The 17,193-nt window shown below is 35.4% G+C and carries 12 protein-coding genes and 2 tRNA genes; 4 read left to right on the top strand and 10 right to left on the bottom strand.

The genetic code is table 11. From position 1 onward, the window contains the following. Positions 1–152 precede the first annotated feature (152 nt). Positions 153–707, top strand: coding sequence for a heme NO-binding domain-containing protein (locus tag ALGA_RS10765; protein WP_096429307.1), 555 nt, complete (start codon positions 153–155; stop codon positions 705–707). Further along, positions 691–4,044 (top strand): hybrid sensor histidine kinase/response regulator, encoded by a 3,354-nt coding sequence (locus ALGA_RS10760; RefSeq protein ID WP_096429306.1) that lies wholly within the window; start codon positions 691–693, stop codon positions 4,042–4,044. The genes ALGA_RS10765 and ALGA_RS10760 overlap by 17 nt, the downstream gene beginning before the upstream one ends. 447 nt (positions 4,045–4,491) lie before the next feature. Here ALGA_RS10760 and ALGA_RS10755 read toward each other — a convergent pair. The 3 genes from ALGA_RS10755 to mutS all read right to left on the bottom strand — a co-directional run bounded on the left by ALGA_RS10755 (position 4,492) and on the right by mutS (position 7,456). Further along, positions 4,492–4,575: transfer RNA gene (locus ALGA_RS10755), tRNA-Leu, on the bottom strand. 16 nt (positions 4,576–4,591) lie between these two features. Beyond that, positions 4,592–4,664 (bottom strand) — tRNA-Gly (locus tag ALGA_RS10750). Between the two features lie 212 nt (positions 4,665–4,876). Then, a complete protein-coding gene (gene mutS, locus ALGA_RS10745) occupies positions 4,877–7,456 on the bottom strand; it encodes a DNA mismatch repair protein MutS (RefSeq protein WP_096429305.1) in 2,580 nt (859 codons plus the stop codon). A 350-nt stretch (positions 7,457–7,806) separates the two neighbouring features. On the opposite strand from mutS, the gene ALGA_RS10740 reads away from it, so the two are divergent. Further along, positions 7,807–9,138 (top strand): saccharopine dehydrogenase C-terminal domain-containing protein, encoded by a 1,332-nt coding sequence (locus tag ALGA_RS10740; protein WP_096429304.1) that lies wholly within the window; start codon positions 7,807–7,809, stop codon positions 9,136–9,138. Between the two features lie 85 nt (positions 9,139–9,223). Beyond that, entirely contained in the window at positions 9,224–9,979 is a 756-nt protein-coding gene (locus ALGA_RS10735; RefSeq protein ID WP_096429303.1) for a hypothetical protein, read from the top strand. A gap of 6 nt (positions 9,980–9,985) precedes the next feature. On the opposite strand, the gene ALGA_RS10730 is transcribed toward ALGA_RS10735, so the two are convergent. The 7 genes from ALGA_RS10730 to ALGA_RS10700 form a co-directional block, all read right to left on the bottom strand. Continuing rightward, a complete protein-coding gene (locus ALGA_RS10730) occupies positions 9,986–10,705 on the bottom strand; it encodes a tRNA1(Val) (adenine(37)-N6)-methyltransferase (RefSeq protein ID WP_096429302.1) in 720 nt (239 codons plus the stop codon). 5 nt (positions 10,706–10,710) lie between these two features. After that, entirely contained in the window at positions 10,711–11,493 is a 783-nt protein-coding gene (locus ALGA_RS10725; protein WP_096429301.1) for a TIGR02757 family protein, read from the bottom strand. Next, on the bottom strand, positions 11,480–12,139 hold the full coding sequence (locus ALGA_RS10720; RefSeq protein ID WP_096429300.1) for an ABC transporter ATP-binding protein: 660 nt from the start codon (positions 12,137–12,139) through the stop codon (positions 11,480–11,482). The genes ALGA_RS10725 and ALGA_RS10720 overlap by 14 nt, the downstream gene beginning before the upstream one ends. Before the next feature lie 9 nt (positions 12,140–12,148). Next, the gene (locus ALGA_RS10715; RefSeq protein WP_096429299.1) at positions 12,149–13,084 is read right to left on the bottom strand and encodes a calcium/sodium antiporter; all 936 of its coding nucleotides are present in this window, start codon (positions 13,082–13,084) and stop codon (positions 12,149–12,151) included. A gap of 62 nt (positions 13,085–13,146) precedes the next feature. After that, on the bottom strand, positions 13,147–13,374 hold the full coding sequence (tatA, locus tag ALGA_RS10710) for a twin-arginine translocase TatA/TatE family subunit (protein WP_197705741.1): 228 nt from the start codon (positions 13,372–13,374) through the stop codon (positions 13,147–13,149). A gap of 133 nt (positions 13,375–13,507) precedes the next feature. After that, a complete protein-coding gene (gene secDF, locus ALGA_RS10705) occupies positions 13,508–16,486 on the bottom strand; it encodes a protein translocase subunit SecDF (protein ID WP_096429297.1) in 2,979 nt (992 codons plus the stop codon). A 149-nt stretch (positions 16,487–16,635) separates the two neighbouring features. After that, entirely contained in the window at positions 16,636–17,064 is a 429-nt protein-coding gene (locus tag ALGA_RS10700) for a retropepsin-like aspartic protease (RefSeq protein WP_096429296.1), read from the bottom strand. Positions 17,065–17,193: the final 129 nt, after the last annotated feature.

Below are 17,193 nucleotides of genomic sequence, written 5' to 3'. Positions count from 1 at the left end.
TAATTGCTATCCAAATTATTTAATTATGTATTTTATTAAAGAATCAATATTTTTGACGGAAAGAGCAAAAACAGGTATTGAATTAATGATAATACAGTGTGGATACGTTCATTGTAAATTATGGTTTCGTTTAATTTAAGATATAGAGTAAAATGAAAGGTATTGTTTTTAGGGAATTTCTTCAGATGGTGGAAAAAAAATTTGGCTACAATCTAGTGGATCAAATAATTATCGATTCAAAAATAGAAAGTAATGGAGCTTATACTTCCGTTGGAACTTATCCGCACGAGGAGTTATTTTTATTGGTAAAAGAATTAAGCAAAAATATTGATGTTCCTTTTTCGCAGTTATTGACAGTTTACGGTGAATATGTATTCGATAAATTTATGAGTGCTTATCCTCATCTTACAGAAAAATATACCGATGCATTTACTCTGTTATACAATATTGAAGACACAATACATGTAGAAGTTTTGAAGCTTTATCCAGATGCACAATTGCCATCAATTTTGACCATTTCAAAAACAGAACAGGAATTAATACTTGAATATTCGTCGAGTAGAAAGATGGGCGATTTTGCAGAGGGTATGATCACATCTTGTCTGAAATATTTTAATGAAGAGGCCACAGTTAAAAAAGAAGTACTAAATAGCGATCAGTCAAAAGTTTTATTTACGATCAAAAAAACACATGGCAAAGGAATTTGATATTTTGGAAAGAAAGCTGGAGCGGGAGCAACGTGCAAGGATTGAAGCTGAAAAATTATTGGAAGATAAATCACTTCAGTTGTTCAAATCCAATAAGCAATTGATGATTCTAAACTCTGAGTTAGAACATTTGGTTGAGGAGAGGACCCAAAAACTCATATCTACTGAAAATGAATATCATATTCTTGTTGAGAGCATAAACGACTTGATTTTAAAAACTGATTTAAGTGGAAAAATTGTTTATGCCAATCAAATTGCAGGTAAAATTTTAGGTGATGGGAAATCTGATTTACTCGGAGATAACATCTATAATTTTATTGATCCTAAAAAAAGAACTCAAATAATTAGATTCCTCAGCCGTCAATTTCTCAAAAAAAATTGTGTTAATTACTTTGAACTAAAATTGCATTTAAATGTAACCAATGAAAAATGGTTCGGAGTCACCGTTCAGTTTTCAGAAGATAAATGTCTGAAATGTGATAAGAAACTTTGTTTTCGAATGGATGGATCAAATCAGGTGGTCGCTTCTCCTGAATGTAATTATCAAAATGTAATTATTGTGGCTCATGATATTACAGAGCAAAAACTCGTTCAGATTGATTTAAAGAAAAGTGAAAAGCGTTATAGGGAACTTACCGAATTTTTGCCTGAATTAATTTGCGAAATAAATACGCGAGGAAAAGTAACCTATGCAAATCAATTTGCCTTATTAAAATTTGGTTATACCAGTGATGAACTATTAGCTGAATCTTTCAATGTGTTCAGTATTTTTAGTCAGGAAGATCGAAAACGGGTTCAAAATCGAATTGAAGATATCCTTAAAAGTGGAGGAAATTATTCAAATGAATACAATGCGATTAAAAAAAATGGTGAATCCTTCCCCGTATTAGTCTATTCATCACCAATGTATAGTGGAGATACAGTTGTTGGTATTCGTGGCGTTATGGTTGATATTACCGAACGGAAAAATTACGAACTAGAAATTGCCAATAATCTAAAACAACAAGAAATTTTATCTGAGATATCCTTAAAATATAACACGTTAAGCGATTTCCCAGAGAAAACACAGGAAGCACTTCAAATTATTGGCGAACATATTAAAGCAAGTCGAGTTTACATTTTCGAGAATAGTTTAGACGGATTAACAACCAGCAACACCTATGAGTGGTGCCAACAGGGAATTAGTCCACAGATAACACAACTTCAAAATATCGCCTATGCTGAAATTTCATCCTTTAAAGAGTTGCTGTTAACTAAAGGCATTATTTGTGCTAATGACATTACAACATTACCTGATGATATTAAAGTAATACTTGAAGCCCAAAATATTAAGTCCATTATTGCATTGCCTCTTTTGCTTGAGGGAGAATTTCTTGGATTTATAGGATTTGATGAATGTAATACCGCACGAGTTTGGAGTAAATCCGAACAGGAACTTCTTCGTACTATATCGAATTTAATATCCAATGCATTCATCAGCAATGAAATAAACACGAAACTTGCAATTCAGGCTCAGGAAAATTCAGGCATAATTAATTCTATTCCCGATCAAATTATACGAATTTCCGCATCGGGCAAAATAATCTCAATAGACTCGCCAAATTATACAGACGGATTATTTAGTAAATACAAGGAAGGTTCTGTTGATTATCTGAACTTATTATTTGATACCGATTTGGCTAATTCTTTTATGATTGCTATAAAGGAATGCCTTGCCTTGGAAAAGTTTAAGTTTGATTTTTCACTTCTTAAGCGAAACGTAATTGAGTATTATGAAACTCGTTTTGTTAAATTGAAAGGAGATGTTGTACTTGCCATCATTAGAGATGTTACGGAACTTAAAGAAAACGAAAAACAGCTGCAGATTGCTAAATTAAAAGCGGAAGATGCCTCGAGAGTTAAATCGGAATTTTTAGCCAATGTATCTCATGAAATCAGGACTCCTATGAATGCCATTTTGGGGTTTAGTGAATGGTTGCATGATAATGTTACCAATGAGTTACACAAATCCTATCTGCACACAGTTTTGTCAAGTGGACGTAATTTACTGGTACTCATTAACGATATTCTTGATTTGTCGAGAATAGAGTCTGGGAAATTGTCTCTTCACATTGAACCAATGGACATCAGAAGGGTACTTCATGATATAAAACAAATTCTCAAACAAAAAATCGAAGAGAAAAATTTGGGTTTTGATGTCAATATTGATCCATCGGTGCCAAGCCATATTTTTATGGATGAAGTTCGGTTTCATCAAATATTATTTAATATCATAGGCAACGCCGTCAAATTTACGGCAAAAGGTTATATTCATGTGTCTATTTGGCAGACACCGAGTACGGTTGAAAATGAAATTAATTTGATGGTTAGTATTGAAGATACTGGAATTGGAATAAAAAAAGATCAACAAGAACTTATTTTCACGGCTTTTACCCAGCAAAGCGGACAAAGTAATCGTCATTATGAAGGAACAGGCTTAGGTCTTTCAATTGTAAGTGGGTTACTAAAAAGTTTAAATGCGGATATAAAGATAAAAAGCAGTCCGGGAAAAGGGGCAACTTTCACCTTGAATTTTAAAACTGTAAAAGTCACTGAAATTGCAGATTCCTCAAATGGAAAAAAGACAGAGCAAAAGAAACTCGTTTTAAATTCAGGAAAAATTTTAATTGTTGATGATGTTGAATTCAACATAAAAGTATTAAAAAGGATAATTGATTCTGATACGGTTACTTTTTTGGAAGCTGAAAATGGAGAACAAGCATTGGATATTTTAAGTTCTGAAATTCCCGATATTATTTTTATGGATATTCTTATGCCTGGAATAAGCGGGTACGCTGCAACAGAAATAATCAAAAAGGATGATAGATTGAAACACATTCCTGTTGTTGCATTTACTGCCTCAACAATGAGTACAGATACGAATAAAATTAATGATCTTTTTGATGCTTTCTTGCAAAAACCAGCACTACGAAAAGATGTTTATGGAGTTTTGAAGAAATTTCTACCAAATAATTTTGATGAGATAGAACCCGTTGTTGAAAAAGATGAATTGTTTGAGATAACCGAAATTTGTAAAGAGAAAATCCCAATGGTATTAGAAACTCTTCAGAATAAATTTATTCCACACTGGGAAAAGGTAAAGGATGATTTAATTATTTTCGAAATAGAAGAGTTCTACAATCAACTAAATAGTTTTTCGAAAGAGAAAGGATGCGGATTTTTAGATAATTATTGTGTGGAATTAAATGTGGGATTACAGTCGTTTGATATTGATAAAATTAGACGAAAACTTGCCGAATTTCCTGAGATTATTCAAAAGATAAAATCATACGATTAGATCGGAACCTTACTTCTGAATTGATAAATTGTGCTCCTACACTTAAAAAAGTCAATAACCTTTATAGAATATTGACTTTTTTTGTTCTTCAATTATTCAGGCTTATTAAGCAAAAGGAAATAGTAAAACCAAAACCGATGTTAGGTCTACACGCTAAATACTCGTTCGTTTTTTAGAGAAAACGTTTATGAGAAGTCTTATTGCTTTAATTATAGAATCAAAGACCTATATCGTTCTTTTTGTGGCTTTGAATGATTGCATTGGAATTTGAGTGATTATCCAGCTAGAGTTACAGACCGCTTAAATGGGTTCTTAAAAAGGATGGTGAAATGCACTTTTGAGCTTATCTAGTAATTTGGTTCTGAATTTTAATACTCTCAAACGTTCCTCCTTTCGTTCCAAAAAAAACAAATCCCCTGTAAACATTGCTGTTTACAGGGGATTTTGTACCCGGGGCGGGACTTGAACCCGCACGGCCGTGAAGCCACTGGATTTTAAGTCCAGCGTGTCTACCAATTCCACCACCTGGGCATCCTTTCGGATTTTGAGCGAGAAACGAGACTCAAACTCGCGACCCCAACCTTGGCAAGGTTGTGCTCTATCAACTGAGCTATTCTCGCATTTTGCTTTTAAAAGTGAACCGTTGTTCTCCCAATTGCGATGCAAATATATACGTATTTTTTGATTCTGCAAAAGAAATATTCCATTTGCTTCATTTTTTTTAAATCAGCCTAAAATACATTACAAATTAGAGGATACTGACTCGTTGAAATTCAGGCAGTACACATCAAAAGCCACTAAATATGGGACACTCACTTTTTTTTTACTTTTTTTATAATCCGGAGATCTTTTTTATCTCATTCAGCTTATTTAGCGCTTCTATTGGTGTCAGATTATTGATATCCAAATCGGAGATTTCATTTCGAATCTGTAAAAGCACAGGATCGTCGAGCTGAAAGAAACTCATTTGATATCCTTCTCGCTGTTGTGCAATCTCACCAATCGGCTTCGCGAGGGATTCTCCATTCTGTTTCCCTTCCAACTGAAGCAATATTTCATCGGCTCGTTTCACAATAGATTTGGGCATTCCGGCCATTCGGGCGACATGAATACCAAAACTATGATTGGATCCTCCGGAAACTAATTTTCGCAAGAAAATAACTTTATTATCCACTTCCTTTACCGAAACATTAAAATTTTTCACCCTTGAAAATGACTTTTCCATTTCGTTTAGCTCATGATAGTGAGTTGCAAACAGCGTTTTTGCTCTACTATTGCTATTTTCGTGAATATATTCCACAATCGACCAGGCGATTGAGATTCCATCGTAGGTGCTTGTTCCTCGACCCAATTCATCAAACAAAATCAGACTTCGTGATGAAAGATTATTAAGAATACTAGCCGCCTCGTTCATTTCAACCATAAAAGTAGATTCGCCCAATGAAATATTATCCGAAGCTCCCACACGGGTAAAAATCTTATCGACACAACCAATATTCGCCTCCTTAGCAGGCACAAAGCTTCCTATTTGAGCCATTAGTACAATTAAGGCTGTTTGACGCAACAAGGCTGACTTACCTGCCATGTTTGGCCCTGTAATAATAATTACCTGCTGACTTTCATTATCCAGGTAAACATCGTTGGCAATGTATTTTTCATCAATGGGCAGTTGCTTTTCAATAACCGGATGCCTTCCCTGTTTGATATCAATAATTTCAGAATCATTGATGCTCGGACAATTGTAATTGTTCTCTTTGGCCAATTTCGCAAAAGACAACAAACAGTCCAAACGACCAATCATAGCCGCATTTAACTGAATGGTTGAAATATAATCGGCAATACCCAAAACCAACTCATTGTACAAGCGAGTTTCCAAAGCCTGAATTTTTTCTTCAGCACCCAATATTTTCTCTTCGTAATCTTTTAATTCCTGTGTAATATATCTCTCGGCACTTACCAGAGTTTGCTTTCTAATCCATTCCTCCGGAACTTTATCTTTGTGGGTATTTCTTACTTCGATATAGTATCCAAACACATTGTTAAAGGCAATTTTAAGAGAAGTTATTCCTGTTCTCTCAATCTCACGCATCTGCATCTGAAGTAAATAATCTTTACCCGTAAAAGATATTTTCCTTAAATCATCCAACTCTTCACAAACACCATCAGCAATTACTCCACCTTTACTAACCATGTTAGGTGGATCGGCATGAATCTCTTTTTGAATTTTTTCACGAACCGAAGCACATGGATTTAATTGATCTCCTATTTTTAGCAAACCGTCGTTACCACTTGCCATACAATAGTTACGAATAGGGTCAATTGCCAGTAAGGCATTTTTTAACTGAACAACTTCCCGTGGACTAACTCTGCCAACAGCAACCTTGGAAATGATCCTTTCCAGATCTCCTATTTGCTGAATTTCATCTCCTATACTAAGAGAAACCTCTTCCTTATTGAAAAAATAGTTAACAACACTTAATCGATCGGTAATAAGAGCAGCATCTTTTAAAGGAAGCGCAATCCATCTTTTAAGAAGACGAGCTCCCATTGGCGATAAAGTTTTATCCATGACACCCGATAAAGTACCTGCCCCATCGTTTAGCGCTCCAAACAGCTCTAAATTTCGCACTGTAAATTTATCCAACCACACATACCTGTCTTCCTCTATCCGCGAAAGCTGAGTAACATGAGCCGCCTTAGAGTGTTTGGTAATATCAAGATAATGCAAAACCGCACCTGATGCAATAATTCCATCGCGAAGAGTCTGAACCCCAAAGCCTTTCAGAGAAGTGGTTTCGAAATGACGAAGCAATCGATCCTTCGCAGCACTTTCGGTAAACATCCAATCATCCATGGTGAAAGTATAGAACTTGCCACCAAATAATTCATGGAACTGCTTTTCTTTCCCTCTCTGATACAAGACCTCCTTAGGTTGAAAATTACCCAATAACTTGTCGATGTATTCAAAATTTCCTTCTGCAGTTAAAAACTCACCTGTCGAAGCATCCAAAAAAGCGATTCCAGCTGATTTTTTCTCCATATGAATGCAAGCAAGAAAATTATTCTCGCGATGCTCCAAAACGTTATCATTATAGGATACACCTGGAGTTACCAACTCGACAATCCCCCGCTTAACGAGAGTTTTTGTTTTCTTCGGATCTTCCAATTGCTCAACTATGGCCACACGCATTCCTGCCCGCACCAATTTAGGCAGGTAGGTATCAATTGCATGATGCGGGAATCCTGCCAATTCAACATAGGATGCAGATCCGTTTGCACGTTTGGTTAGGGTAATTCCTAAAATTTCAGAAGCACGAATTGCATCATCAGAAAATGTTTCGTAAAAGTCACCCACCCTAAACAGCATAATAGCATCAGGATGCTTGTCTTTCATCTGATAATACTGCTTCATTAATGGGGTTTCAACGGCTTTTCTAGCTTGTACCAAGGAGTTAATATATTTAGAGGTTACTCAATTTTTTATCTTTCTTGAACAAATATACTCATTCCGATTTAGAGATCAGAAAATAAAAACCAGAACAATTCTCATGTTTTTTGCAGGAGTGTTTGAAAATATTCATATACTTAACAAGTAATATTACCTAATTTTAAACTTTTTACAAGGTTCAAATTAGGCACTCTTTGAAAGTAATAATTAGCATTCAAAAAAATCATCGCTAAAAAACTATCGAATATACTATAGCTTTTTAACTGCTTTATTCTAAATTTATAGAAAGCAGAACATACACTAAGGACAAAAAAATGAAAAATATTCTAATTATTGGCGCAGGTCTTTCAGCAACCAGTTTAATTCAATACTTATTAAAACATTCTGAAAACAACAATTGGAAAATTACAGTTGGTGATATGTCTCTTGAAAGTGCACAGAAAAAAATCAACAATCACCCTAATGGGATAGCTCTCCGATTTAATTTAAAGGACTTAGAACAAAGAACCGAAGAGATTTCGGCGGCTGATATTGTTGTAAGTATGGTTCCTGCTTCTATGCACGTTATTGTTGCCAAGGAGTGTTTGCGGCATGGGAAACACCTGTTAACACCATCCTATGTATCTCCTGAGATGATGGAATTAGACGAAGAAGCCAAAGAAAAAGGTCTTTCCTTTCTGAATGAACTTGGAGTTGATCCGGGACTTGATCATATGTCGGCCATGAAAATAATCAATCGGATTAAAGAACGTGGCGGAAAAATAGAAACATTTAAATCGTTTTGCGGTGGCTTGGTAGCTCCAGACTGTGATAGCAACCCTTGGAATTATAAACTTTCGTGGAATCCCAGAAATGTTGTGTTGGCAGGACAAGGAACCGCACAATTCAAAGAAAACGGTCATTACAAATACATTCCTTATCACAAACTATTCTCTACTCTTACGAAAACCCAAATTTCGGGCTATGACGATTTTGAAGTTTATCCAAACAGAGATTCATTACAATATTGTGATTTATATGGACTGAAAGATATTCCAACCATTATGAGAGGAACCATGCGCCGACCTGGTTACTGCGAAGCCTGGGATGTACTTGTTCAATTGGGCTGTACCGATGACACTTATGAAATGAAAGGATCTCACAAGCTTACCTATCTCGATTATTTATTAAGCTTTTTACCCGATAGTGAAAAATCAGTGGAAGAAAACTTAGCAGACTTTACAAAAATAGGTACGAACTCCATTATAATGAATAAACTAAAATGGCTTGGTTTATTTTCCGATGAAATCGTAGGTTTAAAAAATGCCACTCCCGCATTGATTCTTCAGAAAATTCTGGAACAAAAATGGGCTCTTGAACCTTCAGACAGAGATCTGCTGGTAATGCAGCACCTTTTTGATTTTGAAGTCAACGGCAAAAAGAAAAGAATCATTTCATCGATGACCTTTGAAGGAAGTGATAGAGAAAATACGGCCATGTCTTATACCGTTGGAACTCCTTTAGCCATAGCAACAAAACTACTAGCTAAAGATCAGATTAATTTGAAAGGAGTTCAAATTCCTATTTCTCCTGAACTTTACGAACCAATTTTGGCCGAACTGGAAAATTTGGGCATACAATTTATCGAAGAAGAAATAGATTTATAGATACTTCCTTACATTTACTGACGTTTTTCATTAGAGATCATCCTCTTTTTTATATTTTTGATCTATATCAATTATACGAAAACACATGTCTCGATTTATTCAATTTGCTTTTTTAGCAGGTTTATTCACTTTTAATTCTTGCGCAATAAAGAATCAAATACCTACTTATTGGCAAAATGAAAGAAATTTCAATTCCGAAATATATGCAACTACCGAGGCAAATTATTACAATGCTGATGACCAAATAAGTATTAAAATTTTCAATAATGATCAATACATGGATATCATTCTTGAAACAAACTCAACAAATACAGTAAGAAAAATATACAACTTAGGCCTTAGCGTTTGGTTTGATCCTGAAAGTAAACTCAAAAACAACTATGCGATTAACTTTCCAATGCCGGCAGAATCCCCCTATTCAGAAGAAACATTTATAAATTACTTAACACATTTTTCATTGATAGAATTCAATGAGGAATTACTGGATCGTTTTCAGGTTTACGAGGTTGTCAATACCAAAAAAAATGAGACATTGTCCATCAGTACTCTGCAAGAGGAAGAGACTTATAAAGTAAAACTCAGCTCAAAAAAGGGAGTTTTATTTAGTTATCATCTGCGAGTATTAATGAGCGAATTTTATTCTGAGAACTTGTCTGGAGATGAAATAATAGGCATTGGCATTGCTAGTATTAATGAAGCAAATGAAGAATACCATTCAGCCTTAAGCAGTAAAGAATACATTAATAAACGGATGGAAAAACTAAAAGTCGGTTACAATCAAACTCCTTTTGAACTTACGGAATGGTGGACGAATTTTAAAATTACAACAAAGCCTAAGTAATAAAACTTAAAACTTTAAATAATAGTCTTTTGTGAGATCAATATATTCGGGAGAATAAACATGTCTTTGTCCATTTTCCACTATTAATTCGGCGAATTGAGGCTCACACTTCTGCAAACAAAATTCGAGTAAATACCTTTTAACCGGTTTCCCAGGATTAGGAAGAACCGAAAACTTCCTTTTCAGATAAAAACCAGTTAATCTTGCCAATCGCTCAAAATATTCTCCTTCTTCAACAGGCAGAACAACAGATAAAATTCCTGATTCTGTCAATAGTTTAATTGCTCCTTCCAATAAATCTTCAAAGGGCAAATGATCGGCATGACGAGCCTGTGTGCGCGATTCACCTTTCGCTTTTAAACCATTCAAAAAATAAGGCGGATTACTTACAATCGCATCGTACCTAGCTGTAGTACTTTGGCAAAAATCCTGAAAAGAAAGATGAAATGCATTAATTTTTAAACTCCACGGACAATTTTCGAAGTTATTAACAGCTTGTTGATAAGAGGATGATTCAATCTCGACAGCATCAATTTTGACTTCCGAATTACTCCTCTGAGCTATCATCATTGCAATAAGGCCAGTTCCTGTTCCAACATCCAAAATTCGATTGGCTTTCGAAATATCTGCCCAAGCACCAAGTAGAACACCATCCGTACCCACTTTCATAGCAGAACCCTCCTGATCGATTCGAAACTGTTTAAACTCAAAATAGTTATTTGCCATTCACACTAAAATTTTTCAAAAGCACCCAAGCCAAATAAGGCATAGTCGTATTTAATGGGATCTGCAGGATCAAACTTTCCTAGATTTTTTGTTATTTCCTCAACAGCTTGCCAATCGTTTTGTTTTCTTGTTAGCAAACCCAATTTACGACCCACATTTCCTGTATGCACATCTAAAGGCAAATATAAATCTGCCGATGATATTTGATCCCACAAACCGAAATCAACCCCACGATCATCATTGCGAACCATCCACCTCAAATACATGTTCAATCGCTTTGCCGCAGATTTCTTCATTACATTCGAGATATGTTTCTGACTTCGGTCCAAGTGCTCAGCTTCAAAAAACACATCCCTAAAATAGGCTAATGCGCCTTTTACAGTACCTGAATCATCAGTGCCTTTTGCGAAAACATTTTCCAACCCTCCGTGGTTTTTATAAATATTTTGTAAGGCTTTTAAAAAGAAAATACAATCATCACCGTTAAAAGTACGATGCTTAAATGATTTGAAGACTTCGAAATCGGTATTGGAAGCATTCAGAATAAATTCATGAGGCTGTTGATCCATTCTATCAACCAACCACTTGGCATTCCGAATTATAGTTGGTCTTTGTCCCCAAGCAATACTTGCGCTCAAGAAACCTGCAATTTCAACATCTTCTTTCTTTGAAAAAGTGCGTGGAATTTGGATAGGATCGGTGGTAATGAAAGATTCCCGATTGTATAAATCGTATTTCTCTTCCAAAAATTCTTTTAAATCCGAAAATGAAAAATTAGTTGTTCTCATCAATTAAACCATCTGAAATAACAATTTTCCGGTCAGACAAATCTGCCAATTCCGAATCGTGAGTTACGATCACAAATGTTTGATTGAAACGATCGCGCAAAGTAAAAAACAATTCATGAAGTTCCTGACGGGTTTTTGAATCTAGATTACCAGAAGGTTCATCAGCCAAAATCACAACAGGATCGTTAATCAGGGCTCTAGCCACAGCAACTCTCTGCTTCTCCCCACCTGAAAGTTCGGAAGGTTTGTGATCCATTCGATGACCAAGGTTCAGCATTTCCAATAATTCCTTTGCTTTGGAAGTGGCTTCGGCTTTAGATTTTTTTGCAATATATGCTGGAAGACAAACATTCTCTATGGCTGTAAATTCAGGAAGCAAATGATGAAACTGAAACACAAAGCCAATGTTTGAATTTCGGAATGCAGATAACTCTTTCTCATTATAAGATGTAATATCAACACCATCGAAAAATACCTTCCCTGAATCAGGACGTTCTAAAGTCCCGAGGATTTGCAAAAGCGTTGTTTTACCTGCTCCACTGGCACCAACCACAGAAACAATTTCTCCTTTTGTAATATTCAGATCGATTCCCTTCAAGACATCAACTGTTCCAAAACTCTTTTTAATTTGATTAGCTGTTATCATACAAATGAATTACTTCGTGAAAACCGAATAGATATAAATCAAATAAACCGAAAGCAGTAAAAATCCTTTCCAACGCTGAAGTTTTCCTTTATGCAAGGGCAAAATCAGTAAAAACAAAAGAAAAGATACACCTAACATGACGAAAATATCGGATGATATGATTGGCTGACTAACAAAAATATTTTTAATGATTGATGTAACTCCCAATACCCCTAAAATATTAAATATATTAGAACCAATAATATTTCCAATGGATATATCCATTTCCTTCTTATAAGCTGCAACAGCCGAAGTTGCCAACTCAGGAACTGATGTTCCGAAAGCCACCAAAGTTAATCCAACGACGCGTTCACTCACCCCAAAATCGAGTGCGATATTTTTAGCGCTATCTACCAATAAATTTGCGCCAAAATATAAACCTACTGAGGCTGCAATAATTAATAGCACAGAACTAAATATTGAATGTTTAGCAGATTTGAACTCGGTCGATAGTCCCCGACTCTCCTTTCTTGATTTCCATATTGTCCACACCATAAATACAATCAAAAGAATTACAAAGATGATTCCTTCGTAATACTCCAATTGTTGATTCAAAATAAAAAGATAAAATAGGATTGATGCACCCATCATAAAAGGCCAATCAAATTTTATTGAATTACTTCGAACCGGTAACGGCATTAAAATAGCCGTAAAACCAAGCACCAAGGTAATATTGGCAATATTAGAACCAATAACATTACCAATGGCAATATCCGGGCTACCATGAAGAGCCGCGTCTAAACTAACAAAAAGCTCAGGTGCCGATGTTCCAAACGAAACAACAGTTACACCAACAACAAGAGTGGATACCTTAAAATGAGATGAGATCGCCACTCCACCTTTCACCAACAAATCACCGCTATATAAAAGGATAACGAAACCTATAAAAAGATATAAATAGTCCATTGAAATATAAAAAAAAATTCCACACTGAGTATTGGTGGAATGTTAAAACCTAAAATATAGGATTACAATTTCTTAGTAAGGTCATTCTTAAAATCCTTGATATTATCAAGAATCTCTGATTCCTTCTTGATCTCTGTTTTAATATCTTCAGTTGCTCGTTTGAACTCCTTCATACCTTTCCCTAATCCTTGAGCTAATTCTGGAATCTTTTTTGATCCGAACAACAAAAGAATAACAACCAGTACAACAACTATTTCGCCGCCACTAATAAATAAAAGAATACCATCCATTTGATTCATATTTTAAACAAATATACCGAAGATAATTTAAATCAAGAATAAGATTGGCATTCGATTCAATACAATGCAAAAAAAATCCCTCAAACCATATGGTTCGAGGGATGATTTTATAATCAGAAATAGATTATTTCTTTTTAGCAACCGCTTTTTGAAGACGTAAACTTGTGTCAAAAGCAATTGGTGTTGCAATGAAAAGTGAAGAATAGGTACCTACCATTACTCCGACTAACAATGCAAATGTAAATCCTTGGATTGAAGTTCCACCGAAAATAAAGATGGCTAATAATACTACCATTGTAGATAACGAAGTACTAAAAGTACGACGCAATGTACTATTCAAGGCACTATTCACAACCTCAGCGCGATCACGTTTTGGATGCAATCCAATGTACTCACGAATACGGTCAAAAACAACCACGGTATCATTTATAGAATAACCTACCACCGTAAGTATCGCCGCAATAAATGCCTGATCTACCTCAAGTGAGAATGGCAACCTTCCGTAAAACAATGAGAAAATACCCAATACAATGATTGAATCATGAGCAAGAGCAGCTATAGCTCCTAAACCATACTGCCAGTTCGAGAAACGAATCATGATGTAAAGGAAAATCACGATAAGAGCAAACAAGATTGACCAAACTGCAGACTGACGAATATCATCAGCAATAGTAGGACCAACTTTTTGCGACATTTTTCTGTTGTTCGAAAGGAAATCAGCTTTAGTAGTTCCATCGGTCAAATATGGCTTCAAACCTGTGTAAAGCAATTCTTCTACTTCATCATCAACCTCAATACCATCTTCTTCAATTTTATATCTTGTAGTAATTTTCACCTGAGAATCTCCACCAAAAGTTTTCACTTCTGGATGGTGTCCAAAAACAGTTTCTAACGACTTAGAAATATCTGCAACTGAAACTTCCTGATCGAAAGCAACAACATATGTTCTACCTCCGGTAAAATCGATACCTTGATTTAAACTTCTTGTTGCAAGAGATCCAATACTAACAAGAATCGCAATACCTGAAATCACATAGAATATTTTTCTTTTCTCAAGAAATTTAATTGCTGAATTACGCAACCAACCATCAGTAAATTTAGTTGTAAAAGTAATGTTACGATTCTTTTTAAGAGAAGCTTCCAAAATTAATCGGGTGATAAAGATTGCTGCAAATAAAGAGGAGAAAATACCAATTACCAATGTAGTTGCAAAACCTTTAATTGGACCTTCACCAAAAAGGTAAAGAATAATACCAGTTAAAAGAGTTGTAATGTTACCATCAATAATCGCCGAATATGCATTCTTGTATCCATCAGAGATAGCAAGACTTAATCCTTTACCACTTTTTAGCTCTTCCTGAATACGTTCATAAATAAGTACGTTCGCATCAACCGACATACCAATTGTTAATACAATACCCGCAATACCAGGTAAAGTTAACACAGCACCCAAGGAAGCTAATATTCCAAATATGAAGAACAAGTTGGCAATCAATGCAACATTTGCAGTAAGACCCGCACCTTTACTATAGAAGAAAAACATATATACTAACACCAAGCAGAAAGCGATGATGAAAGACCACATACCTTTTTGAATTGATTCTTGTCCCAATGATGGACCAACAACTTCATCAGCAATAATATGAGCAGGAGCAGGTAATTTACCCGACTTCAATATGTTTGCAAGATCTTTCGCCTCAGTAATCGAGAAATCTCCACTAATACTAGACTGTCCACCTTTAATTTCACTAATCACATTTGGAGCAGAGTAAACATATCCATCCAAAACAATTGCAATGGCACGATTAACATTATCCTTGGTTAAACGGGCCCATACTTTAGCACCTTCACCAGTCATACTCATCGAAACTTCTGCCTGCGCATTGTTTTGATCGATTTGATCACGAGCAGAAGCAACAGCATCACCATCTAATGGAGCTTTTCCATCGCGGCTTGTTACTTTAATAGCGAACAATTCAAATACATTTCCGCCCTCATCAATGGATTTAACACCCCAGAAGAATTTCAAATTACGAGGCATTACTGACTTAACAGCTGGCATTGCCAAAATTTGATTTACTCTTGCAGTATCTTTGATGTGAGACATACCAACAACTGCTTTAGAAGATCCTCTTTGTGTAGGATTTAAAACAGAGAAAAGCGGGTATTTTTTAGCAATTTCTTTTGCATCAAGATCTGTTACAGAATCTGTAGCTGTTTCTTCAATTTTATCTAAAAGAGCAACATCTTCACCTTTCGCTTCCTCCTTAACCTCTTCAGCAACTGTTTCTACTGCATCTTCAGTAGGTTCAGCAAGCGCATTAATCGCTGCTAATTTTTCGTTTGCAGCATTTAAATACTCAGTTACTTCGTTAGCACTATAAGTTTCCCAGAATTCAAGACTTGCAGTTCCTTGTAGTAACTTACGTACACGAGCAGCATCTTTAATCCCTGGAAGTTCAATAATGATACGACCTGAAACATCAGCTTTTTGAATATTTGGCTGTGCTACACCGAAACGGTCAATACGAGAACGAAGAATGTTAAAGGTATTATCAATAGCGGCATCAGCCTCTTTTTTGATCACTTTTAACACTTCAGCGTTAGTCGCTCCGAATTTAATTTTATCTTTTAACTCTAAGGTTCCAAAGATATCTGGAGAAGACAATTGAGCTGTAGGATTGATAGATTTGAATGCTTCCCCAAAAAGAGCAACAAATTCTTTCTGACTATCCTTTTGCATCGCTTTGGCTTTTGCTATGGCTGCTACAAAAGTTTCATCCTTGCTATTATTGGCCATGGCCTTAATAATATCAACAACAGAAACCTCCATGGTAACATTCATACCACCCTTAAGGTCAAGACCAAGATTCAACTCTAATTCTTTACACTCTTTGTAAGAATAATCTTTAATCCAAAGAAAATTGTAAACTCCCTCACCCCTAATGGAGTCAAGATAAGCTTGTTCCTTGTCATTATCGCCAGCTCCGTATTCCTGAGCTGTCTTTTCAACTGATTTGGTAACGTAAGTAAATGTCAACTGATACAAACTCACCAGCGCAAAGACTATAGCGAGTAGACGAATCGCTCCTTTATTTCGCATGTGTTTAGGTTTATTTAATTCTTATTTATGTGGTATTTCATATTCTTAACCGCAAATTAAAGCACAAATATATTAATTTTTTTCAAAATACCTTTGTTCAATAACCCACGTACTTCAAGTAGTTTATGTCTTTTGCAGATCTGCAGGGTTTAAAATAATTCCAATTGCAGAATTTGTCGCCCATAATCAATAATTCCCCGATGCTTTAAAAGAAAGTCACTCCCAAGTAATCCGCAAATTTCCCGATGACAATGCTCCCGATACATCTCATTTATGCCAGCAAGATCGATTAGTGCACAATGAAAATCATTTACCAAAAGATCTCCTAATTGGAATGAATCTATCTTAACCATTTCGGTAATTAAGCTTCCTTCACCCAAACCCCGTGATTTAATTTCTGATATTTGATTGTCGGATACCTCGTAAGCAGGAACAAAATTACGATCTAAAACTGTTTTTGAAGCTCCGGTATCAACTACCAAATCTCCTTCGTGACTAGCATTCACTTTGCATCTTATTAAAAGATGAAAACTTTCGTTTTCAAGTTCTATTATTTCTATTGGAATCTCAATTTTCATGGGCTTTCTGAACAAAGGACAGCAAATATACCAAAAGAACAGATATTTGTATCATAAAACACATAAAACCCTTAAAACTTTAACAAAGTAACAATTGAGAGTTCAAATATCAAAATCCGGATTTAGATT

The sequence above is a fragment of the Labilibaculum antarcticum genome (assembly GCF_002356295.1).
GTDB lineage: Bacteria > Bacteroidota > Bacteroidia > Bacteroidales > Marinifilaceae > Labilibaculum > Labilibaculum antarcticum.
The sequence above is the reverse complement of the archived record's forward strand: the minus strand, read 5'-3'. Positions and strand labels throughout refer to the sequence as shown.

Coding starts and splice junctions, on each gene's coding strand:
- ALGA_RS10700 (WP_096429296.1), bottom strand. CDS start 17,064: ATGAAAATTGAGATTCCAATAGAAATAATAGAACTTGAAAACGAAAGT.
- tatA (WP_197705741.1), bottom strand. CDS start 13,374: ATGGATGGTATTCTTTTATTTATTAGTGGCGGCGAAATAGTTGTTGTA.
- secDF (WP_096429297.1), bottom strand. CDS start 16,486: ATGCGAAATAAAGGAGCGATTCGTCTACTCGCTATAGTCTTTGCGCTG.
- ALGA_RS10730 (WP_096429302.1), bottom strand. CDS start 10,705: ATGGCAAATAACTATTTTGAGTTTAAACAGTTTCGAATCGATCAGGAG.
- ALGA_RS10765 (WP_096429307.1), top strand. CDS start 153: ATGAAAGGTATTGTTTTTAGGGAATTTCTTCAGATGGTGGAAAAAAAA.
- mutS (WP_096429305.1), bottom strand. CDS start 7,456: ATGAAGCAGTATTATCAGATGAAAGACAAGCATCCTGATGCTATTATG.
- ALGA_RS10740 (WP_096429304.1), top strand. CDS start 7,807: ATGAAAAATATTCTAATTATTGGCGCAGGTCTTTCAGCAACCAGTTTA.
- ALGA_RS10720 (WP_096429300.1), bottom strand. CDS start 12,139: ATGATAACAGCTAATCAAATTAAAAAGAGTTTTGGAACAGTTGATGTC.
- ALGA_RS10760 (WP_096429306.1), top strand. CDS start 691: ATGGCAAAGGAATTTGATATTTTGGAAAGAAAGCTGGAGCGGGAGCAA.
- ALGA_RS10735 (WP_096429303.1), top strand. CDS start 9,224: ATGTCTCGATTTATTCAATTTGCTTTTTTAGCAGGTTTATTCACTTTT.
- ALGA_RS10715 (WP_096429299.1), bottom strand. CDS start 13,084: ATGGACTATTTATATCTTTTTATAGGTTTCGTTATCCTTTTATATAGC.
- ALGA_RS10725 (WP_096429301.1), bottom strand. CDS start 11,493: ATGAGAACAACTAATTTTTCATTTTCGGATTTAAAAGAATTTTTGGAA.